The sequence below is a fragment of the Streptomyces odontotermitis genome, assembly GCF_050510915.1.
GTDB lineage: Bacteria > Actinomycetota > Actinomycetes > Streptomycetales > Streptomycetaceae > Streptomyces.
In genome coordinates, this window is sequence record NZ_JBNJLS010000002.1 from 886,442 (window position 1) to 911,283 (window position 24,842).

The window sequence follows — 24,842 nt, forward strand, 5'->3', positions numbered from 1 at the left end:
GGGTGAGGCCGCAAGGTCTCCGGCTAGACCGACGGCTGCGCGATCTGGCTGCTCACCTGATCCGGTGTCATCGCCCCGGTCCACACGCGCACCTTCGCCAAATCACCGGGCAGGTAGTTGCCACTCACGCCTCCCGTGGAGCCGCGGCCCGTCGAGAGGGCTCCGCTGCCTTGTTGCGGCCTGGCGAGTCCGTCGTCGTCCTCGCCTTGTTGCAGGAACTGACCGACGTACAGCTGCGCGACACCGAACTGCTGGGTGCCCTCGGAGTCGGTGAAGTCCTGTCCGCCGTCGAAGACACCCGTCACATCGACCCAGGTGTCCCATTCCTTCTCGCCCACGGGCTCTTGGGCCAGTGCGAGCGCGGTGTCCACGATCTTTCCGTTGGTATCGACGGCGCTGCGTCCGAACTTCCACCGGTAGACGTCCGCTTCGGCCTTCTCGATCCACACCGACCAGGACGATTCCTTGCCCACCGGGGTGGCCTGGGCGGCCACCAGGCCCTTGTAGCCCACCGGCTTCGCGGTCAGGAGCGCCTTGTTCAGGCGTACGCGAGCCGACACGGTGAACGATCCGCTCTCATCAACCACGGGACCCGTTGCCTGGGCGTACCCGGCGGCCCCGTCGAGCACCAGCGCCGTCGCGTCCTCCCCCTTCAGCCCCGATCCGGAGCCCGAGAGGGTCAGCCCGCCCCGGTGATAGGGGAAGGACGTACTGGCCGGATCATCAGGATCCTCCGGACTCTCGACGACCTGGCTGCCGGAGGAAATGGTCGCGTCCCAGTGCGCGACCAGCTCATTGGTCGGCGCCTCGTCCTTCTCCACCCGGTCTTCCTGGCGGATCTCCTCGGGAGTCAACGGCCGCTGCCAGGTGGCGATCTCATCGACCCGACCGAGAAAGTACTCGCCGTAGCTGCCGCCCACCTTCGAGCGCCCGACCATCAGATTCCGGTTGGCCGTCCACGGCGTGTACGTGGCTGCCTCGTCCGCAAGCACGACCGGCTTGCCCTGGGGCCGCCCGTTGATGAACAGCTGGATGGTGTCGTTGCTCTTGTCCGTGTCGCCCTGGGTGTCGAAGACGCCCGTGAGGTGGGTCCACACCTTGAGCGGTGGATTGGCCGCATCGGCAAGGGAGCGGATGTAGACCGGCCCGTCCTTGTCCTGGTCGGTGCGGTTGAACACCCACTTCTTGCCAGCCGACGAGTAGTAGAGCGTGAACGCCGACCCGTGCTCCCCCGGCGCCGAAAGTACCGTACGGTTCGCTGAGTTGTCGCTGAGATAGGCCCACGCGGACACGGTGAAGGAGTCCTGGGAGTTCACCGAGACGCCGTCCGTCGAGGCGTAGCCGACCTGCTTGGCGGGGTCGCTGATGTTGTCGTTGAGGCGTAGCGAGTAGTCGGCTGCGCCGCGTCGGCCCATGGTCGACCAACCGGTGCCGGCCTCCTCGCGCAGGACGACGTCGTGCCGTGTGCCGACCTCGCCACTGTCCTTGGCTGCGGTCGCGCCCGAGCCCGGGGCGCCGTCATCGAAGCGCCATCGTCCCGTGGAGCCGGATGCCGCGCCCACCTTGAAGACGAACTCGGCGGGCGGTCCCCAGCGTTTACGTCCGTCCTTGTCCAGCTTCAGGTCGCTCGCTTCCACCGACAGTGTCTGTGTTCCGGGCAGGCCGGGTTTGATGTCCTTGGCCGTGACGGGCCCGTTGGTGGTCGCCGCGTTCACGGTCTTGGTCGCATCGGCGTCCGAGGTCAGCAGGCGCCACCGGTACGCCTTCACGTCCTTGTCCGCCGCGTTCGGCTTGAAGGTGAAGCTGCCTGGCTCTCCTGGTCCGCCGGCCGCCGCGCAGTCGTTGGTCGTGCATTCGGTGTACGGGGCGCCGGGGACGATGGTCGGGACCTTCGGGGCGGTGGAGTCGATCCGCAGATAGCACCAGTTCGAGTACGGCGAGAAGAGGTCGCCGTCTCTCCCGTTGTACTTCCAGTGAGACTGAGTACGCGCCTTGAATCGGTAGAGCCCTCCATCGGCTCGCTTGGACGTGACCGTCTTCTCCAGCGTGCCGTCCGGATGCCATCCCGAGTCCGGCTCGTAGTCCTTCCACACATCGGACCAACTGCCCGACGTCGTGTCCGTGCTGGAGCGCTGCATCACGAACTCGGCCTGCAGAGAGCCCTCTTCCTCACCCTGATGCTGCTCGACCTTGGTCTGCACCCGGGCCTGCACCGTCGGCGTGTCCACCGTCACCGTCAGAGGATCCTTCGACGGCCGGCAGTACGCCTTGTTGCCCGTGCCTGGGATGGCCCCGACCGAGGTGGGCACCCCCGGCTTGTGCACGTACCAGACCTTGAGCTCGGCGTTGTTGTCGAACCGCTTCCACGCTCGCGGCTCGCCCTCGTCCTTGGCCCGCAGCATGAGCGTCAGCCGGGACATCTTCCCGTCCGCGAGCGCGCGCACGGTGGAGGTGAGGTTCTCGTCCTTCTCATCCGGGTTGTCGTTGAACTCGACCCAGGAGTTGGGCTGTTCGGGATGGCACAGGTCACCGCGTCCTGCCGAGATGTAACGGTCGCCCATCTGGTCCAGCTGCTTGGGGCCCGGCCAGCGGGTGCCCTCTGAGATGTTGTCGGTGCGCTCGAGGTCCACCCAGTAGGGGGTGCAGTTGAAGGACCAGGTCTCGTACGCACGGAACGTGGCGTCGAGCACCTGCTTGCCCGCGAGCTTTGATGCCCCGAACTCGAAGTACATGCGGTCCGTGTAGCCCCCGGTGCTGCAGTAATAGCCGTCCGCGACACCGCAGCGGCCAACGCCCTTGGGTTCGCTGAACTTCCAGAACTTGTCGCCGTCCGAGGAGATCTTGGTCCATTCCGATACGCCTAGCCCCACGGACGGGTCGATGTAGACCGGGTAGACGGTCTTCTCGCCGCGCAGCAGATCGAGATCCGGCGTCACGGAGACGGTCCCCTTGCCGACGGTGACCGGCAACTCGGCGGTGGCATCACCTTCACCGGGCTGGGACGGATCCTCGGCAGTGCCCGATCCCGGGCCTTCTCCGGTTCCCGAGTCAGCCTGCGGCTCCCCCGCCACCGCAGACCTCGACGCTCCCTGGAGGCCCTTCGCCGCGGCTCCTCCCGCGGAGTCCCACATCTGACCGGCCGGCCCCCGGAACAAAGGGTTGCCGTCCGCGTCGACGGCCCGCAGGCCACCCCCTTCGCCGGGAACCAGGCTCAGGCCATCGCCCGTGGCGGTGAGCTTGATCTTCTCCAGTTCGGGGCTGGCCGCGGCTTCGGCAGTCTGTACGGCGAGGACCTCTCGATACCCCTCAGCCGTCGCCGTGAGCTGCAGGTCCACACCGTTGATCGGCACATTGGCGTACGTGGCGGTGGCCCCGTCGAGCGTCGGGGCGGGCAGTGAGGTCGGCCAGCCCAGCTTCACGCCCTGTCCGTCCCGCCCCAGGCGAAGCAGCCCCGAGCCACTGCCGCCACCGGAGAAGGACAGGTCCACGACGGCCGCCTTCGGCCCGACCGTCCCATCGGGGCGCTTCTCCAAGGTGACGTCGACGTCCCGCCAACTGCCGTCCTTGGCCCGGGCGCGCTGCGGTTCCGTCGACTGCGTCAGGACGAACGTGCCGTCAGGGTTGGCCATGGTCGTCGTGTACTCGGTCCGTTCCGAGGTCACCTCGACCGGTTCACCGGACGCAGCGGCACGGGCAGACGCAGACTCCTCTGTCACCTGCCCCGCGGCGGCGGACTCGGATGCCGAGGCATGAGCCACGCCGGAGCCGGCGAACGCGGCAACAGGCAAGAGCGACAGGAGCATTGCTCCCACGGACAGCACACCGGTCACGCGACGCGACCCGGTTCTTCGCACACCGACATAGCGGTGCCCCGACCCCAACTCCACAGTCCCCACCCCAGAGTTACCGAACCATCACAGGCGGGGTGAGTTAACGCCTCGGGAGTTCCTGGGGTCAATGTGAACTGGGACACATTTTAGTGTGCACGTTTAGCGCCAACTGGATGAAATCTGTTGAAACTCGGAGTGCCCCCACGGCACCCGCACCACCCCTGCCGATAACGGTCCGCGATCAGCACATCTCCCCACTGGCCGAGAACTCGCCAAACTTCCCAGACGAGGGCAACCATGCCGGACGCGACGCCCCCATTAGCCAATTTGCCACCCACCCAGGGGCGTTCAGCCGACGAATCCACCGCGGGCACAGCGAGTCCGTCCTGGTCTGCACCAAAACTCGCCACCATCCGCGGCAACATGAACCTCCACCTCACGCAACCCGAGCCGCTCCATCACTCTGCGTACCGGCATGAGTGACCCGCCGGAATTCGAGCGGCGAATCACCGTGGGCGCAGATGAGTTAGCTCGCATTAGGGACATCCGGGGCAACTCCGCCTTGCGGTCACGTACACGCTCACCTTCGCCGCCGCTCCACTCACGCCACCCACCCACCCCATCCGCCCGCAAGGACCTGTCGCAGCCGAGCCGTCGGCACGCCGCACCCCCTTCGTAGCTCTCTACGAAGATTGGCGTTGCGAGATAGGGCCGATGGAACATATTCAAGAGCCCTAGAAAAGGCCCCTTGCGTCGCGGACGGATAGCCGCTGAGTCATATTCGCCACTGTCGACGGGAGTTGGGCTCCCCGAGCGGTCAGCAGCCACTCCTCCAGTCGGGCGTGCGATTCACCCCCTATAGGCGTGATTCACGTAGAGACCCCCTTGATGCGCCGTGGTTACCAGTTCGTAACTGGTTAGTACGTAGGCATATGCCCGAGTTGGGTGGATCTTGGAATGTTCTCATGGGTAAGCCGCTTTGCGAGGTCTTTAACAACAGGACTTCCTGTTGCCCCCTGCGTGGGGGTCGCCTCCCAGTGGCCGAGCGCATTCCGAGCCGCTGCCGAAGCGGCCGCGGGGAATCGAGGGGTTCGGGGGGTCGGGGGTTCGGGGATTCACGACCGGAGCACGTGTCCGGCCGTCTCCTCGGGTGCGGGGTAACGAAAGTTCGGGGCGTTGCTGGGGGTGTCTGTATGTCGTTCGTCGAGTGAGGCGTGTCAGTCAGCAGTAGCAGTGATTCCGGATTCTGAACTCTCGGGAAAGAGAACCTTCTTGACCGCCATCTCCATGAGCCGACGCATGCTCCTCGCGAGCATCGGTGCTGGCGCAGCCGTCGCCGCCCTCCCTGCCATCGGCAGCGGCCGCGCCTACGCCGCCGGCGCATCCGATCTGCCCGACATTCCTGAGGACTCGGGCCTGCCCGACACCGAACGGGGCCGGACCGTCTGGGCGTACAAGCTCGGCGGCAAGGCGGTGAAGGAGGCTGCTGTCGGCGCGCTGACGAGCGGCTCCGTGAGCGCCTTCCTGACCGGCGGGTTCGACAAGGCCCGTGCCGAGGACAACAGGGTCGCCTTGTTCGAGTCCCTCGCCTACGCCGGGAAGTCGGTCACCGACAGCGTGGGCTCCGCCCTGTCCGGTGGGGACAAGGCCATCGACACGTATCTCGCGGGTGGCTGGCAGAAGCCGGTGGTGACCGACCTGCGCGTTGAGACCTTCACCGTCATGAACGCCGGGGGCAAGGGAGTGCAGCGCGAGGCGTCCAAGGCGCTCGCCGAGGGTTCCCGTGAAGCCCTGAGCACGTTTTTGAACGAGACCCAGTACGCCGCGCATGCCGAGGACCAGAAGGTTGAAGTCTTCAAGGTCCTGAACGGTGCCTCGCCCGAGGTGAAGAAGTACGCCGAGCGTGCGCTCGCCGACGGGTCGCCGGAGGCCGTCCACTGGTTCCTGGTCACCGGGCAGCACATCGCCCGCGCCCGTGACGAGGAGAAGGCCACGATCGACCAGCTCGTGGCCGTCGTCGAGCGCGAGGGCAAGCGCGCCAAGGTGACGACGGAGCGTGCTGTCGCCGCTTCCGACCAGGCCAAGACCGCCGCCGAGAGCGCCAAGAAGGCAGCGTTGGCGGCGGCCGAGGAGGCCAAGGCCGCCAAGCAGGACGTGAGCAAGTCCGCGAGCGCCGCCCGTAAGGCTGCCGGGGCCGCGCGGGGAGCTGCCGCCGCTGCGAACACCGCCATCTATGCGTCGCGGACCGCGCAGGCGGCCTCCGCCCGTGCCACCCGCGCCGCCCAGGCCGCTGCCGCCGCGGCGGCGAGCGCGGGCCGTGCCGCCGCCGGGGCCTACAGCGCGGCCATCGCTGCGTCGAAGGACGCTTCCCAGGCGCGTGCCGCCCGTATCGCCGCCGAAGGTGCCCGCGACGCCGCAAAGAAGGCCCGTAGTGCGGCCAAGGCGGCGGCCGCCGCGTCCACCGCCTCGCGGCAGGCGTCCGCCGCGGGTGGCGCCGCCGCCTCCGCCGCGCGCAACGCCGCTGCCGCGGCCAACGCCTCCGCCGCCGCTGCGAGTGCCGCCGGAGTCGCCACCTCGCAAGCCCGCGAGGCTCGGCAGGCCGCCGCCGAGGCCAACTCCGCGGCCGCGCGCGCCACTCGCGCCGCCTCCACCTCCCAGACTTTGGCCAACAGGGCCGCCAGCGCTGCTTCCGTCGCGCACAAGGCCGCGGACTCCGCCGCCGATCACGCGGAGAAGGCGGCAGACGCGGCCGAGGACGCGGCGAAGAACGCGGGCAAGGCCGTCGAGTTCGCCAAGCGCTCCGGCCACTATGCCGACCAGGCGTACAAGGCGGCCACGAACGCGCGGGACGCGGTCAAGGAGGCCCAGGCAGTCGAGAAGGCCGCCCGCGAGGCCGAGACGAAGCGGATCGAGGAGGACACACAGGCCGGTCTCGAACTCGCCCGTGAACAGGCGCGGTTGGAAGCCGAGAGCCTCGACCGCATCGAGCGCCAGCGGGATTTGGCCGACCAGGCCAGCAAGGAGACCAAGGACCTCATCGCCGGGGCCGAGCGGGCCCTGCAGGCAGGGAACGAGGCCGAGGCCGTGGCGACCGGGCGTAAGGCAGCCGCCCGCCTTCTCGACAGTTACGGCACGTGGACCAGGGAGGCGGCTGAGTTCGCTCTCGCCGGTGCCGACGCCGACGTACTGAACTGGGTCGACGCCGACCGGCTCGCGGCCCAGCGCCAGGACGACCGCGAGAGCGTCCTCGCCCTCGCCGAAGTCGCCCCGGCCGCAGTCGCCGAGGCCGCGCGGGAGGCCATCGACAGCGACGACCCGGACGCCGCCACCCAGTTCCTCAAGACCGGCCGGATCAAGGCGTCCCGCACCGACAACCGCGTCGCGGTCTTCAAGATCCTCGGGCAGGAGCCCGGCAAGGCCGTCAAGGCGGCCGCCGAGGCCGCGCTCTCGGACGGCAGCGCCGAGGCTCTCGACACGTTCCTCGCCTCGGGCCTGGGCAAGGCGCTCCAGGAGGACGACAAGGTCGAGGTGTTCCGCCTGATGAACACGGGTGGCCCGAACCTCAAGTCCGCCTGCCAGGTGGTCCTGGAGGGCCCGGCGCGAATGCGGCGGTTCTTCGTCGCGCGCGACCAGCACAGCATCGCCCGGGTCGACCACGACTCCGCCAGCCATGTCGCGGCGATCCGTGCCTCGATCGCGCATGCGGCGAAGGTGGCCGCCAAGGCGCTGGAGGACGCCGCGCGTGCTTCCAAGGTGGCCGCGGAGGCCAAGGACGCGGCGAAGGAGGCGGCGGACTGGGCGGCCAAGGCCAAGAATTACGCGGCCGACGCGGGCAAGTCCGCGGACGAGGCGCGGAAGAACGCCGCCGACGCGGACGCCTCCGCGAAGAGGGCACAGAGCTCCGCGCAGACCGCGAAGAAGGCCGCGGCCACCGCCCGTACCGCCGCTCGTACGGCGAACTACGCGGCCAACCAGGCGTACGACTCGGCACGGAGCGCGGTCGCGTCGGCCGGCTCCGCGCAGGCGTCCGCGGCCCGGGCAAGGGCGTCCGCCGTCGCGGCGGGCAAGGACGCGCGGGCCGCCGCGGTCGCCGCGAGCGAGGCCCGCAGCGTCGCCGTCGCCAAGCGGAAGGCGGAGGCCGCCGCCGCGGCCAGGGAGGCCGTGCGCAAGGCCAAGGAGGCCAAGGAAAAGAACAAGAACCCGGCCGACACTCCCGCCAACGACCAGTGCAAAGTCGACGAGCCGGGGACGTGGCTCGGAAAGACCGCCCAGGAATGGCAGGACATAACTGGGCGGGCCAGCACGGCACTCGGGACGCTGAGCCTGCTCGCCATGGGCGCCGGCGGTGTCGCCCTTGTCACCGGATTCGGTGCCCCCGCCGCACCCTTCCTGTTCGGCGCCGGGGCCATCTTGGGCGGTGCGTCCTGGGTGGCACAGGGGTTGAACGTCCTCGCGCACGGCTTCGACGACCGAAAGGGACGCGGTTGGGGGAGCGCGCCCTTCCAGGAGTCGCTGGGCATGTTCGCGCTCGGCGGCATCTTCATGGGCAAGGGCGCCGTCGCCAGCAAGCTCGGCTACGGCTTCAAGGTCGCCAAGGATGGCGTCAAGAATGCGGGCACGGCCATCAGCGACGCGGCCGGCGGCATCGTCACCACCACCATCGGATGGCTGACCTGGTAGGGGAAGGTCGTAGCGCCGAAGCGCAAGCGCACTGAAACGAGACGGGTGGCGGCACCCAGCCGCCGCCCACACATTCCCAGTTGGAAGATTTCCTCATGTCCGGTTCCGGTCTTTCCACCGGCCAGTGGTGGGTTCTCGCGGTCGCCTCCACGTTCCTCCCCGGCCTGGCCATGCTGCCTTACATCCAGAAAGCAAAGAAGGTGGCGCTACCTCTCTACTTCGCTGTTTCCGCCATCCTGGGGACGATCGGCATCGGCGGCAACGCGATGCTCCGTGACTACGGCCTCGCCGAATCCCTCGAGATGTACGTCTGGTGCATGGGGGGCCTGGCGCTCCTGATCGTGCTCGGGCGCCCCCAGATCAAGCGGAATCAGGAGCTTCAGGCAGCCGGCAAGGAAATGGAGAAGCCGTCTGGGCTCTACATGCTGGTGGTCTTCGTATGCCTGGGTATTGCTGCCACCCTCGCCTTCATGATCCGGAACTACGTGCTCGGCTGACCACTCCTCGCCTGTCGCGTTACGGATTCCCCCTTCCCCTCTGACAGAAGGCTTTATGTTCGGTTCGGGCCTTTCGGCCAGCCAGTGGTTCGTCGTCGCGGCCATTTCCTCTTTCCTTCCCGGTACGGCGATGCTGCCGTACATCCGGAAGGCAAGGAAGAAGGCGGTCATCCCCCTCTTCTTCATTGTCCCTTCCGGTATCGCGGCGCTCGGACTCACCGTGAGTGCTGCAACACGCGGCTACGGGTTGGCCGAGTCACTGGAGATGTTCGTATGGGTCACGGCCGGTCTGGCACTGCTGATCGTTCTGGGCCGCCCTCAGATCAAGAGGAACGAAGAACTCCAGGCAGCGGGTAAGCCGATGGAACAGCCGTCGATGCTGTACATGGTCGTGGTCTTCGTGCTCTTGGGAATTGCCGCTGTACTGGCCTTCATGCTCAGGAACTTACTGATCGGCTGAGGCTCCTCTTCCCCGCCGAACAACCTTCCGGGCTTCTCCCTGCCCATTTCCCGAAATTTTCCCCTGCTCTCCTACGAAAGGACATCGCTTTGCTGACTCGCATACGGAGGACCTGCGTCATCGGCGCGGCCACGGCAGCCGGAGCCACCGCGGTCACGGTCGCCGCCCTGCTCCCCTCGGGCGGCGCCACGGACACCACGGCCGGGCCCCAGGCGGACGGGGCCAGGGCGGTCGCGGCCGCCGACAAGGAACCCGGCTACGTGGTCGAGGACTTCAACTACCCCGGCGCCGACCGGATCCTGAAGGACAAGGGCATCGTTCTCAAGCGCGGCGACGGTCACATCACGCTCGCCGAGTGCGGCTCCGCGAGCGGCCTGATGGAGATCTACTCGCGCAAGGACGACAGCATCTGCTTCCGCACCACCGGCACGTCCGGCCATCTCACCATGGAGATCCCGGCCGTCTACGGCGTGAAGACCTCCGCCATGGACGCCGACCTCAAGCTGAGCGCCGAGGGCAAGAACACCGACGTCGCGGTCGGCAAGAACAGCTTCAAGCCGGTCGGTGAGACGGCCGACCCGAACGGTCGCGAACACATCCTCCTGGAGATCCGCACCTCCAAGTAGCCCTTGCCCGTACGTAGCCCTTGCTCGTACGGAGCGCTCGCTCGCACCCACGTAACACGTAACCCCTGCTCGCCGGAGTACGCACACCCCATGAAGTCAACTCCCCTCCGACGCAACGGACTTGCCGCCCTGATCGCGGCTGCCGTCGTCGCCACTCCCCTCGCCGCCGGAGCCCCCGCCCACGCCGTCACCGGCGACAAGGAGCCCAACAATCTGCGCGCCTACACCGCGCGCCTGGACATCGGGCGCGGCGACCGCGCCTGCACCGGTGCCCTGGTCGCCCCGCAGTGGCTGCTGACCGCCAAGTCCTGCTTCGCGGAGCGCCCCGCCGCCTCGGTCGACGTCCCCGAAGGCGCCCCCAAGAAGCCCACCAAGGCCGTCATCGGGCGCACCGACCTGACCGGCAAGGCCGGGTCCGAGCGCGAGGTCGTCAAGCTGATCCCCCGCGGCGACCGCGATGTGGCCCTGGCCAAGCTGTCGGCGCCGGTCACCAATGTCACCCCGGTCACCCTCGCGTCCGGCCCGGTGGAGGCGGGCCAGAGCCTGACCGCCACCGGCTACGGCCGCACCAAGACCGACTGGTCGCCGCTTGACCTGCACCACGGCACGTTCACCGCGGCCGCCGCCAAGGGCACCGACGTGCAGCTGACCGGCGAGAAGGGGGAGGCGATCTGCGCGGGTGACGCAGGCGCGCCGCTGGCCATGGGCAGCGAGGACCGTCCGCAGATCGCCGCCCTCGCCTCCCGCTCCGACCAGGCGGGCTGCTTCGGCACCGACCCCGCCCAGAAGTCCACCAAGGCGGTCGCATCGCGCGCCGACGACCTGGCCGCCTGGGTCGGCGAGCAGACCGGCCAGGCCGGCTTCGTCGACTTCAACGGCGACGGGGTCGAGGACATCGCCGTCGGCGACCCGTACAACACGGTCGGCGGCCACAAGCAGGCTGGTTCCGTGAGCGTCGTCTACGGCGGCGGCAAGGGCAGCGCGCAGATCGACCAGAGCCTGTCCTTCGTGCCCGGCGGCGCCGAGGCGAACGACCGGTTCGGGCACGCCCTGGCCACCGTCGACTACAACAAGGACGGCTACACCGACCTGGTCGTCGGCATTCCTTACGAGGACCTCAAGGGTCAGGCCGACTCCGGCATGGTGTCCGTGATCTACGGCTCCTCCACCGGCCTCGGCAAGGGCAGGGCATCGACCAACTTCGAGCAGGGCGAGGGCACCGGCGCCCTGAAGAGCTTCGCCGCCGAAGCCGGGGACAGGCTCGGCTACTCGGTGACGGCCGGGATCACCCGCTCCGGCAACCCGTTCATCTTCGCGGGCACGCCCGGCGAGTCCATCGGCTCGGTCAAGGACGCCGGTTCGTCCGTGTACATCACCGGCAACACCAGCTTCGCCATCACGCAGGGCAACGGCGGGGCCGCGGGCGCCGTCGAGGCCGGTGACCAGCACGGATGGTCGGTCGCGTCGGACGCCAACTACATCGCCATCGGCGCCCCCGGCGAGTCCATCGGGAAGAAGGCCAACGCCGGCAACGTGAGTGTGCTGCGCCACCCGGACAAGCCCGGGGTCAAGCCCACGTACACGGCGAGCATCAACCAGGACAAGGGCTATGTCTCCGGCGGCGCCGAGGCGGGCGACAAGTTCGGCTTCTCCCTGTCCATGACCGCGTACCGGGGCGACGGTGAGAAGACGGCCACGTCGTCCGCTCTCGCCGTCGGCTCCCCGGGCGAGGGCATCATGCCCCCGGGCGGCGGCGCCGAGAAGAAGGAGGCGGGACACACCCACATCCTGAGCCTCGCCGCCGACGGCAGCGGCAGCCAGCTGGCCTCGGTCTCGCAGATGAACACGGTCAACCAGAACGAGGCCGACACCGCGGGCGGCTCCGAGCCCTACGACCACTTCGGTGAGCGCGTCGCGATCTCCAACCGCGCCCCGGGCAAGGTGCCGGGCCGCTTCGACCTGGTCCTTGCGGTCGGTTCGCCCGGCGAGGACCTGGAGGGCATCAGCAACACCGGTGCGGTGCAGACCTATTCGGCCATCGGCAAGCCCGGCGACGGCGACCGCTGGATCGAGATCGGCAGCAACGGCATCCCCGGCCCGAAGAAGACCAACCAGTACCTCGGTACGACACTCACGGCCACGCCGACCAACCTCTACATCGGCACCCCGTTCGGCCCGGCCGCAAAGGGCGCGGTCTACTCCATCCCGTGGACCACGCTGACCGGCGGTCCGTCGCAGCCGACGACGGTGTTCCAGCCGGGCAAGGACGGCATCCCCAACGAGGGCTCCCGCTTCGGGACCAGCGTGCAGTAGTTCCTTCCCTGTCCCAGTAGTTCCCCCCCTTTTCATGACAGCGCCCGGACTCCGGCTCGATGCAACTCCGAGCCGGGGTCCGGGTGTTCGGGGTCGGTAGGCAAGCGAAGGTCGGCACGGAAGCGAACGCCGACCTGCGGGAGATCGCCCCCACCCTCGGTGTCCAACCCGTCGCCATGATCGTCATCCGCTACCTCGCCGAGGAGAGCGGAGACCACGTTGTCTACGCCGAGGCTCTGGAGCAGGGGAACAAGGCGCTGAACGGGCTACCAGACCCGTATAATAGTCGCCATGACTATTACTGAGGCGGAGATTGTCGCCGGCGCCCGTGCCATCGCCGCCGCGCTACATGTCTCCCCGGACACCGTGATCCCCTTCCACCCGCCCCTCGACGGATGGCCCTACGCCGAGCTGCGGGACGGGAAGGTCCACTACCTCGTGCGGGAACGCGCGCACGTGGATCTCATCGCCACCTACACCGACCTCGACGCCTTCCTCTATCAGCTCGCCGAGGAAGCAACGTCCAGCCTGGCCCGAGGCTGGGAACTCAACAACCGCACAGGGTCGGTCGAGGACCCGGACTTCGACTCCCGTATCGCGTGGGTCGCCAAACAGCTGCAGCTGCTGAACACCGTCAACCCGGTCTGGGCGGAGCGATTCCGCGCCACCGTCGAGACGCGGTTCTCCGGCCTCAGCCTGCAAGACGTCGACCGCCATCCTGTCGGCCCCTGAACGCGGAAGTGGGAGGGGCGCCGAAGCAATCCCCTCCCACCGGACTCGGGCCCCGCAACCCTGACCCCGGACCGATGCCGTCTGTCCGTCACACGGACGCCGACACCGGCCGAGCACAGGAATCGGACGAGTCACGAGTCACGAGTTACGAGTTACGAGTTACGAGTTACAGGCTGTGCCTTAGCCCGTCACTTCCACGATGTACTTGTTGTCCAGGAGCCACTGGACGTCGATGCCCTTGGGCAGCAGGTATTGCGTGCCGCCGCCCGGCTGCCCGAACCACGGTGCGATCTTCCCGCCCTGGATGTTGCCGTACTTCTCCACTTCCGCCGGTCCCCAGTCCCTGGACCACCTGTACGCGTGGTATCCGGGGCCCATCGCGCTGGCATCGGCGTTGACGTTGGACGGGGGCAGGGCCCGCTCGGTGTAGGGGGTGCCGTCCCTGGGCGCGAGGAAGCCGCCCTTCGGCGAGCCGAAGCGGTCCATGTGATCGCCGACCTTCGGGAAGTGCGCCTTGGACGCACCCTCGAAGCCGTCTCGCGGCGGGTACGCGAACCAGCCTTCCTTCGCGTTCCAGTACCGGTGGAACCACTCCTCGATGGTCAGGTTGCCCAGCGGCTTGTATCCGGCCATCAGCTGCTTGGGCTCGGGCCGCATGTTCTCGGTGATCTTCGGCAGGTCGACGACCTGCTTGAAGGTGAACGAGAGGCCGCCGGTCTTGTCGGCCGCGACAGCGGCGTCGATGATCGACGCCAGAGCCTTGGAGTACTGGTTGGTGGCCACGCCGGCCTTGAGGTCCTTCAGGGCAATCTTGGCCTTGGAGATCTGTGCGGCCGTGAAGTTGACCTCGACGAGGGGGTCGGAGACGACCTTCGCGGAGCTGCCGATCCGGCCCAGCGTGACCAGCGAGCCCAGCTGCATGCCGGTGTCGGCGCACTGCTCGGCGGTGGCCCGGGCGTACGGCGGGGCGGCGGCGACGGGCGGGGCGGCGACGACGGGCGGCTCGCCGCCGGAGGTGTCGCCGGAGACGCACTGCATGAACGTCTTCGGGAGGTCCCCGAGCATCTGGCCGATGAACTTGTCCCAGCCGTCAGTGATGCGGTTGTACTCGCGGGTGAACTCCTCGGTCTGCGACTCCGAGTGGAATCCGGTCCAACGGATGTCCTTCTCGGGGCACTTGCTGCCGATGTCCGCCGGGACGTCGGCGGCGGTGCAGTAGAACGTGTCGACGCTCAGCACGTAGTCGAGACGGAACTTCTGCGTGCAGTGCAGGGCACCCTCACACCCGCCGACCGTCGAGACGGTGGGGTTGTTGTTCGGGGTGCGGTCGTCGTACACGCGGGCGGCCATGAACTCGCGCGGCACGCCGTAGTAGCCGTTGTCCGGCAGGGCGATGTGGTCCCGCTTCAGCTGCCTCAGTGCGGAGGCGGCTCCGCCGTCGGTCTCGCCGTCCTTGTCGGTGAGGCCGTGGGCCTTGGTGTCGGCGATCCTGGCCTGCTCGCGGTCGTAGCTCGCCAGGGCTTCCTTGGCGAGCTGCTGCCACTTCGCCTTCACATCGGCGGGCACGTCATCGCGCGGGTCGCCGTTGTCGTCGGAGCCGTTGCCGGTGAACTTGACCGGAACGGTGTCGGAGGTCCCGGTGTCGTGCGCGGTGCGGACGTTGAGGGTGTGGGAGGCCGTGACGGGGGCGCCGCCGGCTCGCAGGCCGGTGTCGACGGTCACCGACGTCTTGCCGGCCGCGTCCACCCGCTTCCACGCCCCGTTGTCCAGCTGCCACTCCACCCAGCGTGCCTTGTGGCCGGCGGGCAGAGTGACGGTGAACTCGCCGGGCTTGCCGTTGTTCGCCACGCGGGAGGGCGCCACCGGACGGTCATCCGGCGCGTCCACCTTGAACTTCGACCACGGGGACCAGTCCGCCTCGTACGCGCTGCCGTCGTAGGCCGAGGAGCGGACGAGATAGGTCCAGCCGTCCTTCAGCTTCCCCTTCGAGACGGTGACGGAGGCCGGCGTGCCGGAGGCGACGTATCCGGAGACGAGCACGTCGAACTTGTTGTCGTCGGTGAGGTTCACCTTGGACCCGGCGGTGCCGTCCGCCTTGACGGTCCACACCTCGAAGGTGCTGGTCGTCTTGTCCTTGTCCGGGTCCACCACGGTGTTGCGGAGGGTGGGGGTCAGCGTATTGGTCTGCCATACGCCGGATGCCTGCTTGAAGGGCGGGCCGACTTCGGGTGCTTTGGGGGTGTTCGGCGCGCGGTTGGCGCTGGCTGCGGCGCTCGGGGCGCCGAACGCCTGGGCCGTCGCACGTCCATCGAACACGTGGGGTGGTGTTGCTGAGGGCCGCTCGTCGGCGGGAGCGGTGGGAGTGGTGGCCGACGACCGCTCACCGGTGGCTGCGGTGGTGGTCCGCGGGTCGTCGAGGGCGGCGGCGTTGGCCGCTGCGGAGCCGAAGAGTGTCGCCAGGGCGATGGCCCCGGCGACGAAAGATGCTCTCTTTCTGGGAGAACGTCTAGATATGGAGCTTTTCACTGTGGTCCAGTTCGCTTGATCTTGATGCGGAACTTATCCCCCGCACAGATCACGGGACTCTACCCGTTGGTCTGGACCAATGCAGTTTCGGCTGCGTGAACCGGGTCACAATGCATCAACTCGCCAACTCCCCTGGCTACCAAAGGGGTTGATCACCATTAACCTGGTTCACCCTTGTTGCCTGATATGCAAATCCTGCGGCGTTCAGTCGCCTATTCCCGCCACGACTGCTTGATTCGGAATGTGCGATGTGGACGCTTTCGCCAATATCTCATCGGCTGCCTCATCAAGGTCCACTTGGGCTGCTTAAGGCACTTGAGGTACTTGAGGTACTTGAGGTACTTGAGCGTGACTTGCTTGGTTTGCGTTGTGCGCGCGGTTTGCTTGACCTACGGGGTTCTGCGGTCTGTGCCCGTTTGCTCGCCACGCCACCGCTTCCGCCCGCTCCTACCTACCGGAGCCGGAGGCGCCGAAAGCCACGGCCGCATGAACTGAACGACCGAGAGTCAATGGGCACGTTCGCGGTGCGACTCCCCGGGGCGGCGCCCCGACCGGGACCGGTCCTCACTCGCGATCGAATTCAATGCGGACATCGGGCCCCCAGTCCATTTCGTCACCGTCGTCGGCCTCGTCGTCCTCGTCGTCCTCATCGTCGTCCCAGTCCACCTCCGGGCCACCGGGCCGCCCCACGCGCAGCGCGCGATAGCGGTAGCCGTCCTGCTCGGCTTCCTCCCAGGTGAAGAGGACGGCCTCGCCGGGCGTCAGGGAGGCGAACGCGCCGGGGTCCGTGCGCAGGGCCGAGAAGTGTGCCCAGATCTCACCCGGCACTGCGGGCGAGGTCAGTACGCCCCAGCCGAATTCGTCGTCCCATGACTGGACGGTGCCGCGCACCGGGTGACTGCTGATGGCTCCTCCTGCGGTGCATCCGCATGATCGTCTGAATGGCGTGCGCATTCTGGCCGTGGGTCGGCGGGAGTGCCAACGACCCTTTGCTGTACGACCACTGACTGGTCGTTACCCGCACTCAGCACTGCGCTCACTTGCCCCTTTGGACAATTGCCGCTGTGTTCACGCTGGTGTGGAGTGCTCGGGACGCAAGTGCCCGATGTCTCACGCAGGGGGACCACACATGACGTACGTGAACAGGGTCGGCCGTATGGCCGTCGTGACCGGAACGGCCGCCGCGATAGCCCTCGGCGCGGTCGGTCTCGCGGAGGCCGCGCCGACGGCGCCCACGGCGGCACCCACCGCGGCCAACGACCAGCTGAAGACCGTCTTCACGCCGAAGCACCAGGGTTACTCGACGCCCAAGGCGAAGCGGAAGGCCGGAGTTCTCCACGCCCAGGTCGATCTGCGGGGCAAGCACCCCAAGTACTACCCGATGGCCTGGAGTTTCAAGGTCACCAATAAGAAGCTGAAGGCCATCGCCCGCGGACCCATGAGCTGCAAGGCGAGCGGCCTCAACGGCAAGTACCACGACAAGCACTACCCCATCCCGGTCGGCTACCAGTGGCACTCCACGGTGGGCAGCAAGAAGCACCCGCACAAGAAGAAGAAGGTCTACAACCTCACCGGCACCTGTGTGTTCAAGGTCCAGGTCGGTCACAAGCCCGGCAAGGCGACGGTGGGATTCCACTTCAAGTACGCCATCAACCCGTACAAGAAGAAGTCCGCGGTGCGAAGCGATGTCTCCGCTCCGGTCACCACCACCAAGGTCGCTCTCAACGACTGACGGGCGTCTTCGGTGGGCCGAGGGCCGGAGCCGGGGGCCGGGGGCGATACCCGGCCCCTTCGGCCACGCCCGAGCCTCCCCTGTCCGACGGGACGGTGACCTCATCGGCTCGTCCACCACGCGGCTCCCGTTCCGGCCGCCGCACTGACCGCAGTGATCAGCCACGCGGGTACGCGCTCGATCGTCAAGTGCAGCCCACCACAGCGCAGTTCGACCTGCGGGTGCCGCTTCCTGCTCTCCCTGGCCTGTGTCATGCGGCCAGTGCAGCACATCAGGTGTCTCACCGGCGCGGGCCCGCTTTGGGGCCACCTTTCGGCGATACGGAAAGCGCGTGTGGTGCGTGAATGCCACACCCCTATATCGCGCGCGAGAGTGAGAAGACGCCGAGTCCTTACGCGACTTTCCTTGGGAATTTTCAGCCACTCTTTGACTCGAAACCACCCCTTTGCATGCTGCGTTCCCACAGCCGAAGCCAGGCACTCGAAGGCCAAAGCCCCTTGCGGCGTGCCTTATGCGACGTCGGGTCTGGTCATCAGGGGTGAGCGCACGTGCAGTTGCAGGCTGGGGCCGGTCAGGGGCGGGGTGCTCCACGTCGCTGTCGCGGTGCCCGTGGTGGCGTCGACGGTCAGCCGGACGCGGTGCGGAGTGGTGATGACGTAGAGGTCGGCGACGAAGGTGTCGCCCTGCCATGCGCCGGTGGAGACGATGGGCCGGCCGAGCGGGGCGCACTCGCGCCAGTCGTCGCCGTGGCCGACCTCTACGTCGAGGATCGATGCGAACTGCACACGCCACCCTCCGTCGGTGGGGTGCACGGTGACCTGCGTTCCCTCGGGAAGGGCCGAGTCCGCCGGCGAGGCGTCCAGTGTCGCGGTGACCGCACGCCCGGGGTCGCTGGACCCCGCAACCGGCTGCAGTGTCAGGTGCCGTAGTCGTTCGGCCAGAACCGCGTCATCACGGATGCTCGCCGCCTGCCCCACACCGGGCAGCAGGCATTCCCACACGGCGTCGAAGACGTCCTGGGCCTCTCCCTGCGCGGTCACGGCGACGACGAGATCGTGGGAGGGGATCACCAGGCACTGCTGCGCATAGGAGCCGTGGCCGTGGTAGCCGTGGCGTGCCATCCAGAACTGGTAGCCGTAGCCGTGGGCGAAGTCCGTCTGGTCCGCCCCGTCCAGGATCCATTCGCTGTTCACGTGCCGGCGGGTCGCCTGCTCCACCCACTCGCGCGGGACGAGCTGCTGGCCCCTCCATACGCCCTTGCAGCGCAGCAGTTCGCCGAAGGCGGCGACGGCCTCGGTGGTCAGGTGCAGTCCGTGGAACCCGAAGGCAGCGCCACTGGCCACCCGGTCCCACTCGGCATGGTCGATGCCCATCGGCTTGAACAGGCGCGCGTCGAGGTACTCCGGAAGACCTGTGCCCGTGGCCTGCTCCACCATGCGGGCCAGGATGTACGTCGTCGAGTTGTCGTAGACGTGCCGGGTGCCCTCGGGATGGGCGAACGGCAGGCTCAAGAAGCCCTTCACCAGGTCGGCGGGTTCCCTCTCCCATGCCTCGGTGAGGCTGTCGGTGGGGTGCCCGGCCGTCATGGACAGCAGATGGTGCACGGTGATCCGACGGCCCTGCTCCGCCACGTCGGCCGGGACCCGGTCGGGCAGCACGTCCACCACCCGGTCCTCGAGCGAGAGCAGCCCGTCGCCGATCGCGAGACCTACGGCGATCGAGGTGAACGATTTGGTCAACGAGTAGAGCAGGTGCGGGCGTTCGGCCGAGTACGGGGTCCACCAGCCCTCGGCGACCACGTGACCGGCGTGCACGACCATCAGCGAATGGCATTCGCCGGAGCGCGCTTCGAGCCGGTCCAGCAGTGCGGCGATCGAACGGGAAGATATCCCGGTGGCGGCTGGTGCGGAACGGGGAAGCAGGGGGCGCTGAGACGTCATGCCGACTGTCTAGCAGTCGTGCACGATCCGGCGGGACGCGTAAGCGTGCTGGAGTTGCCGGTGGGTGGGCCATGGACGGCTGCATACGGGTTCGGGACCATGGCCTGCATGTCAGAGTGGACCATCAAGGCAGAGCCCGTCCGCGGCGCGGATGTCGGGGAGGTGACGCGTGAGTACTTCACCGAGATGGGGCGCCGGGTGCTGGGGCGTTCAGCCACGGAGGCGGAACTTCGAGCGGTGCTTGCTGAAGACCCTCACCATGACCTCAGCCCGCCCGACGGCGAGTTCCTCGTTGCCCGCGATGCACAGGGCGAGTTCCTGGGCTGCGCAGGGCTTCGACTACTGAGGGGCGATCGTGCGACCGCGGAGCTCAAGCGGATGTACGTGCGCCCCACTGGGCGGGGCGCAGGGTTGGGCCGGGGCCTCCTCCTCGCCGTCGAGGAGTCGGCCAAGAGGCTTGGTGCCGCACGGATCGTGTGTGAGACCAACACCCAACTGACCGAGGCTCGGGCTCTGTACACCCGGCACGGTTACGAGGAAACCGAGGCATACGAAGGGCACGGCAGGGCAGATCACTGGTACGCCAAGGTCCTCGATTGAGGGGCCGCTCCTGACGACGACCAGACGCAGGCGCCTCGGCCGTGTGAGCGCCACGTAGCCCGAGTGGGGGCTACGCAGAGCGCACCCCCCCGGGTCCGTCCGGCACGCTGCCGGGCATTGGCCGTGCGCTACGCGCCCACGCCGGAACACCCGGAATCTCCGGAGTCCGAATCTTCGGGGTCCGAATCTCCGGGGTCGGATTCGCCGATCCTCGGAACGGGTTTGAACGGACCAAACTGGGGCGGTTGCTTCTTGCGCAGATGGCGGTGCCAGCGCGCGACGCACCATCGGGCGAACACGAGGGGCAGGAACGAGAGCACTGTGGGGACCAGTGGCGGTAGCCAGGTCCATAGGGACATCGGCCACACCACACCGGCGACGATCGGTGCCACGACGGTCAGGCCCAGCAAGAGGGCGCCCCACACGTCGTCGACCCGCTTCCACCACGTACGGCTCTGCAGGTACGGCTCGAACAGCATCATCACGGCCAGTCCGAGCCCCACGGCCGGTGCGATCAGCCACGGGGACGCGGGCACGCCCCGGTTGCCAAAAAGCTCGCCGATGAAGGTGGCGGGGATGTACGCGAAGAGCAGGAAGGTGACGGTGCAGACGATGCCGCTGCCGACGGCGCCCAGCTCGTCATCCGAGTCCTGCGCCTGCGGCTCCGGGTTCCGCTTCATCGCAGCTGGGGTGCGAGATGCGATCCGTCGGTCGTCGCCCCCTGTAGTGCGGCGGTGGATATCGCCGTCCGTGTGGGTGTGGGTGTGATGCTTTCGTTTCCGCGGTCGGCGGCAGCCGCGGATCCGGCCAATCCCGTGCCGACGATCGCTGCGGCGACAAGTGCGGCAACGGTGGCGCTGAACTTCCGTCGGGGAGTGCTGTTTTGCACGCGCCGTGCTCCTTTGAACAAGCATTTCAGGTATGGCTCACCCTCACACCCCTGTGTGGCAAAGAGAGTTAATCACGCCTTGTGGTCGTCAGAGATTTCCCTGATCAGACCGTCAACGAGCCAGTGGAGAGCCACCTGCGAGCCACTTACGAGCCGTAGTCCTCGTCACCCTGCGACATGCAACCGAGCACCGTAGTCGGCACGACTCGCCGGGAGGCGCCCCAGCCGAACTCCGGGGTGGACACTCTCAGGGCAGACCAAGTCACCAACGCGGCGCAGTGTTTGGGGACCTCGCGGGCGACTGCTCCGGAATGAGAACAACCTGGCGCTGCCCGCCTCGTCCTCAATTCTGAAAGGGCATGACTTTCATGGAATCCGCGTTCACGATAGTGGGCAGCGGGGCGTCGCCAAGTGTCCGGAAAGGGCTGCTGAGAGCAGGGTTCCTCACTCACCGCTTCTGTCCCATCGCCCCCAGTGGCATGATCCGGCGGGTGGATTACCAGTGCTGCATAGACCTGCTCGCAAAGGTGCACGAGAACCTCTATGGGCTCCCTCGGGAGGTGCGACAGGCGAATGTCTCCCGGCTGCTGGAGGCGCTGGGGCGTCCTGAGCGGGGACTGCGCGGGATGCTGGTGGTCGGGACGAACGGCAAGGGGTCGACGTGCGCGTTCGCCGTGTCGGCGGTGGCCGCGACCGGCGCACAGGTGGGCAGTATGCCCAGCCCACATCTGCAGGAGCCCAGGGAGCGGATCCGGATCGACGGGGTTCCCGTCACGCGCGCCGAGTACGCAGCGGCGTTCTCCGATGTATGGCAGGCGATCGAGCGGCACAGTCTGCCCGTCCTGTCCCAAGGGATCTTCGCGACCACCGCGGCCGTGCACTTCCGACGGGCGGGTGTGGCGCTGGCAGTGGCCGAGGCGAGCATCGGTGGGAGCCGGGCGGCGGCTGCGGAACTCGGTCTGGACGTGAAGGTGGTCACCGGCATCGGGCTCGACCACACCCGGCTGCTCGGTAGTTCCCTGGCCCAGATCGCTCAGGCCAAGGTCGCGGCCGCGCAGGACGGGGACCATGTTGTTCTCGGCCGCCTGGTCCCCGAAGCAGCCACCGCCGCGGAGCAGGTCCTCAAGGAGCGGACGGGGCTGTCCGTGTGGCGCATGGGTCACGAGATCCGCTACACCGCTCGTACCATCGACCGCGATCGCGGTCGCGACGGCAACCCTGGCCCGGCGACGCTGGTCGATGTCTCCACTCCCCGCGCCGTGCACCGTGATCTGCCCTGCCCGCTGCCCGGCGCACATCAGCACCACAACCTCGCGGTCGCCATCGCCGCAGTGGACGCGCTGGCCGAACGCGGCCACATCCGCGAGCCGGACGGCGAACAGCTGCGCGCACGACTGGCAGCCACGCGCTGGCCCGGCCGCCTCGAACTCGTCCCCCACGCCCGCCTGGACGACTGGACGGGCCGCGTCCTCCTGGAAGGCGCCACCAATCCGCAAGGTGTCACGACCGTGGCCCCGGAGATCTTGCGCCAGGCCCGTGCCGACGGCCATCCGGGACGGACCGTGCTGGTCTTCGCGGCGATGGGCGACAAGGACGTCTCCGGCATGCTGGCCCCGCTCCCCTCCCACTGGCCCCTGGTCCTCACCCGCACCGACTCACACCAGGCCGCCGACCCCACCACCTTGCGCAGCCGGCTCTTACCCAGCCGCCAGGGCCCGTGCCTGACCGCCGACGACACCCCATCGGCGCTGCGCCGCGCCGCCGAACTCGCCGGGCCCGGCGGCCTGATCGTCGTCTTCGGTTCGCTGCGGCTCGTAGGCGAGTCCCGTACTGCGCTCGCTCTGCAGCCTGCGTGAGGAGGCTCTCTCGACGGATGTCTGTCCCGCAGCGGCTCGCTGACCAGCGGTGGCTCGCTGGTCGGCGCGGGAGCCGCCGCTCCTCGCGCTGAGATCAAGGTGCCGACTGAGCTGTCGAAGTGCCGACCGGGGTGCTCAGTCGCATGGTGGGCACCGGCACGACCGGAGCCCTTCTCGGACTCTCGGTGTGCGATATCGCATCCACCGCTGGGGCTGGAGCGCTGGTCAGCCAGGGTGAGCCAGCAGCGAGCCTTCGTACATGACGAGCCAGGGGACCGGCGGGAGCGCGGCGGTGACGCGCAGGCGGTCCGGGGATGACGCGGCGGGGTGACAGGAGTGGCGGCAGACGTTGTCCGCCGCTTCTCGTCTCGCAAGGAGTCGTGCCATGCGCCCCACTGTTCACCACGTTGACCGTCCCCACTCCCGCCCCCGTTCCCACCGCCTCCTCTGTACGGGCTCCGCCGCGTCCCGTACGCCGCTAGGGGCCCTGGAGGAGCGCTTCCTCGCGCTCGCGGCCGCCGCCGTTCCACTCACGTTGCCCGGCCACCTGGTGTGTGAGGACGCCGAGTTGGAGGTCCTGGCGGTCGATCAGGTCCGCACTCGGCTCGCCCATCCCGCCACCTCGCCGGAGCTTCGTCGGCGGACCTGGCGCGAGGTCGTCCGTCGCGCCCAGGAGCTCGGTGCGCCGTGGGACACGGTGGCTGTCGCGATGACGGTGCCGGTGCTGCGCCGGATGCTCGCCCGGCTGGCCCGCCCCGCGCACTTGGAGCGCGCCGAGGTGGAGCAGGAGGCGCTGGTGGCTGTTGCTGTCGCCCTGCGCACTGTGGATGTCAACTGCGCCGATGCGGGGCGGGAACTGTTCGCTGCGGCGGATCGGGCGGTGCACCGGCTGGCGTATGCGGCGCGTCGTCAGGCCGTACGGGAGGTTGGGCAAGAGGTCGGGCAGGAGGCCGTGCGGCTGGGACGGGTTGTGGTGGGGGCCGGGGTGGTTTCCGGGTGTGGTGGTGCGGGTGGGGGTGAGGGAGAAGGTGCTGAGGGTGGTGCGTCGGGGGATGAGTTCGCGGTGTTGGCGCGTGCTGTTCAGGCGCGGGTCGTGGATGTGGCGGAGGCGCGGTTGATCGCGCGTACGCGGCTTCAGGGTGAGCCGATGCGGTTGTTGGCGGAGGAGCGGGGGGTGAGTGTGCGGCAGCTGTACCGGCACCGTGCTGCTGCGGAGGGGCACTTGGCTGCCTATTTGAGGGAGCGGATGTCCTGCGGGGAGTGACATAGCCTGCAGGACCTGGGCGGACTTCGCTGCCCCGCCGTTCCCATGCCCCGCTGTCCTCCTGTCCTCCTGTCCCGCTGTCCCGCTGTCCCGCTGTCCCGCTGTCCACGGTCGCGCTGCCTGCGAGGAGATCGTTCGGCCGGGGATGTCATTTCCCGGGGACTGAATCTCTATTACGGGTGAGCGGCCACCGTCGGCCGCCGGGTGCACGCCACGCACCCGGCGCAGGTGGTCGCCAAGGAGGGTCCAACTTCCTTTGCTGCCTGGGCCCTCGCGTCCGGCGGGGTGAGCGCACCGTCTCGTGCTGACACCCCGAGGTCCTTGTTTCCGTCGCCGCTCCGTTCGAGGAGGAAGGCCCGGGGGCCAGGGATCGCGCTTGCCCCGCCGTCGCACCAGTTCCGCCCTGTGGGACGTGCCCCGTCATGCGGGCGCCTCTGCGGGCACCTCTCTTTCTCTCTGTCTCCGCTGTCCTGTCGTGCCCTGCCCTTAACCCGTCTCTGCTGGAGGTGCGTTCGCCGTGTTCGTCAGGCTCCGCCGACAGCATCGCCTGCTGGGCTTCCGAGTGAGCCGCTGGATGGCTCGGTTCGGCTTCACCGTCATCTGCGTCCTGTGGGCGCTGCTCGCGGATCCGCCGTGGGTGTGGGCGGTCGCGGACATCCCGACCGTGATCACGAATCTGACGAACTGGATCGTCGGTCTCCTCGCCGGGCTCGCCACGCTCTTCCTGACGTTCGGTGGGCTGCGCTACCTGATGGCCGGTGATGATCCGGGCGAAGTCGAGTCCGCGAAGCGGGCGTTGAAGGCGGCGGCCATCGGTTACGCGTTGGCGCTGATGGCTCCGGTGATCGTCACCGTGCTGGACGGACTCGTCGGCGCAGGGGGCGGGTGATGGTGATG

Annotated in this window: 17 protein-coding genes; 11 read left to right on the plus strand and 6 right to left on the minus strand. The window is 68.2% G+C overall.

From position 1 onward, the window contains the following. Positions 1-23: 23 nt before the first annotated feature. A complete protein-coding gene (locus tag ACQB60_RS10175; protein WP_496925518.1) occupies positions 24-3,629 on the minus strand; it encodes a laminin G domain-containing protein in 3,606 nt (1,201 codons plus the stop codon). Between the two features lie 1,488 nt (positions 3,630-5,117). Here ACQB60_RS10175 and ACQB60_RS10180 point away from each other — a divergent pair. The 6 genes from ACQB60_RS10180 to ACQB60_RS10205 all read left to right on the plus strand — a co-directional run bounded on the left by ACQB60_RS10180 (position 5,118) and on the right by ACQB60_RS10205 (position 13,138). Next, positions 5,118-8,510 (plus strand): ALF repeat-containing protein, encoded by a 3,393-nt coding sequence (locus ACQB60_RS10180; protein WP_496925519.1) that lies wholly within the window; start codon positions 5,118-5,120, stop codon positions 8,508-8,510. Between the two features lie 95 nt (positions 8,511-8,605). Beyond that, positions 8,606-9,007 (plus strand): hypothetical protein, encoded by a 402-nt coding sequence (locus ACQB60_RS10185; protein WP_496925520.1) that lies wholly within the window; start codon positions 8,606-8,608, stop codon positions 9,005-9,007. A 55-nt stretch (positions 9,008-9,062) separates the two neighbouring features. Continuing rightward, positions 9,063-9,467 (plus strand): hypothetical protein, encoded by a 405-nt coding sequence (locus ACQB60_RS10190; RefSeq protein WP_496925521.1) that lies wholly within the window; start codon positions 9,063-9,065, stop codon positions 9,465-9,467. Between the two features lie 89 nt (positions 9,468-9,556). Beyond that, on the plus strand, positions 9,557-10,093 hold the full coding sequence (locus ACQB60_RS10195) for a hypothetical protein (protein ID WP_496925522.1): 537 nt from the start codon (positions 9,557-9,559) through the stop codon (positions 10,091-10,093). Positions 10,094-10,183: 90 nt separating this feature from the next. Then, positions 10,184-12,406, plus strand: coding sequence for a trypsin-like serine protease (locus tag ACQB60_RS10200; RefSeq protein WP_496925523.1), 2,223 nt, complete (start codon positions 10,184-10,186; stop codon positions 12,404-12,406). Positions 12,407-12,697: 291 nt separating this feature from the next. After that, the gene (locus tag ACQB60_RS10205) at positions 12,698-13,138 is read left to right on the plus strand and encodes an Imm63 family immunity protein (RefSeq protein ID WP_496925524.1); all 441 of its coding nucleotides are present in this window, start codon (positions 12,698-12,700) and stop codon (positions 13,136-13,138) included. Positions 13,139-13,318: 180 nt separating this feature from the next. Here ACQB60_RS10205 and ACQB60_RS10210 read toward each other — a convergent pair whose 3' ends face one another. Both ACQB60_RS10210 and ACQB60_RS10215 read right to left on the minus strand, forming a co-directional pair. After that, positions 13,319-15,454, minus strand: a complete 2,136-nt coding sequence (locus ACQB60_RS10210) for a TNT domain-containing protein (RefSeq protein WP_496925525.1) — start codon at positions 15,452-15,454, stop codon at positions 13,319-13,321. Positions 15,455-16,228: 774 nt separating this feature from the next. Further along, entirely contained in the window at positions 16,229-16,555 is a 327-nt protein-coding gene (locus ACQB60_RS10215; protein ID WP_496925526.1) for a cold-shock protein, read from the minus strand. Between the two features lie 238 nt (positions 16,556-16,793). On the opposite strand from ACQB60_RS10215, the gene ACQB60_RS10220 reads away from it, so the two are divergent. Beyond that, positions 16,794-17,396: a hypothetical protein gene (locus ACQB60_RS10220; protein WP_496925527.1), complete on the plus strand. Its 603-nt coding sequence runs from the start codon at positions 16,794-16,796 to the stop codon at positions 17,394-17,396. Between the two features lie 509 nt (positions 17,397-17,905). On the opposite strand, the gene ACQB60_RS10225 is transcribed toward ACQB60_RS10220, so the two are convergent. After that, positions 17,906-19,336: a serine hydrolase domain-containing protein gene (locus ACQB60_RS10225; RefSeq protein ID WP_496925528.1), complete on the minus strand. Its 1,431-nt coding sequence runs from the start codon at positions 19,334-19,336 to the stop codon at positions 17,906-17,908. Positions 19,337-19,444: 108 nt separating this feature from the next. Here ACQB60_RS10225 and ACQB60_RS10230 point away from each other — a divergent pair, with 108 nt between their 5' ends. Beyond that, positions 19,445-19,936 (plus strand): GNAT family N-acetyltransferase, encoded by a 492-nt coding sequence (locus ACQB60_RS10230; RefSeq protein WP_496925529.1) that lies wholly within the window; start codon positions 19,445-19,447, stop codon positions 19,934-19,936. Between the two features lie 128 nt (positions 19,937-20,064). Here the strand turns inward: ACQB60_RS10230 and ACQB60_RS10235 are convergent, their stop codons facing one another. Further along, positions 20,065-20,616, minus strand: coding sequence for a hypothetical protein (locus ACQB60_RS10235; RefSeq protein WP_496925530.1), 552 nt, complete (start codon positions 20,614-20,616; stop codon positions 20,065-20,067). Between the two features lie 769 nt (positions 20,617-21,385). Here ACQB60_RS10235 and ACQB60_RS10240 point away from each other — a divergent pair. After that, entirely contained in the window at positions 21,386-22,681 is a 1,296-nt protein-coding gene (locus ACQB60_RS10240) for a bifunctional folylpolyglutamate synthase/dihydrofolate synthase (protein ID WP_496925531.1), read from the plus strand. Positions 22,682-22,906: 225 nt separating this feature from the next. Here the strand turns inward: ACQB60_RS10240 and ACQB60_RS10245 are convergent, their stop codons facing one another. Next, positions 22,907-23,068, minus strand: coding sequence for a hypothetical protein (locus ACQB60_RS10245; protein WP_496925532.1), 162 nt, complete (start codon positions 23,066-23,068; stop codon positions 22,907-22,909). Here ACQB60_RS10245 and ACQB60_RS10250 point away from each other — a divergent pair. Next, complete coding sequence (locus tag ACQB60_RS10250) at positions 23,067-23,945, plus strand: hypothetical protein (RefSeq protein WP_496925533.1); 879 nt, start codon at positions 23,067-23,069, stop codon at positions 23,943-23,945. The two genes, ACQB60_RS10245 and ACQB60_RS10250, sit on opposite strands and share 2 nt — an antisense overlap. 574 nt (positions 23,946-24,519) lie before the next feature. Beyond that, on the plus strand, positions 24,520-24,834 hold the full coding sequence (locus tag ACQB60_RS10255; RefSeq protein ID WP_496925534.1) for a pilin: 315 nt from the start codon (positions 24,520-24,522) through the stop codon (positions 24,832-24,834). Positions 24,835-24,842: the final 8 nt, after the last annotated feature.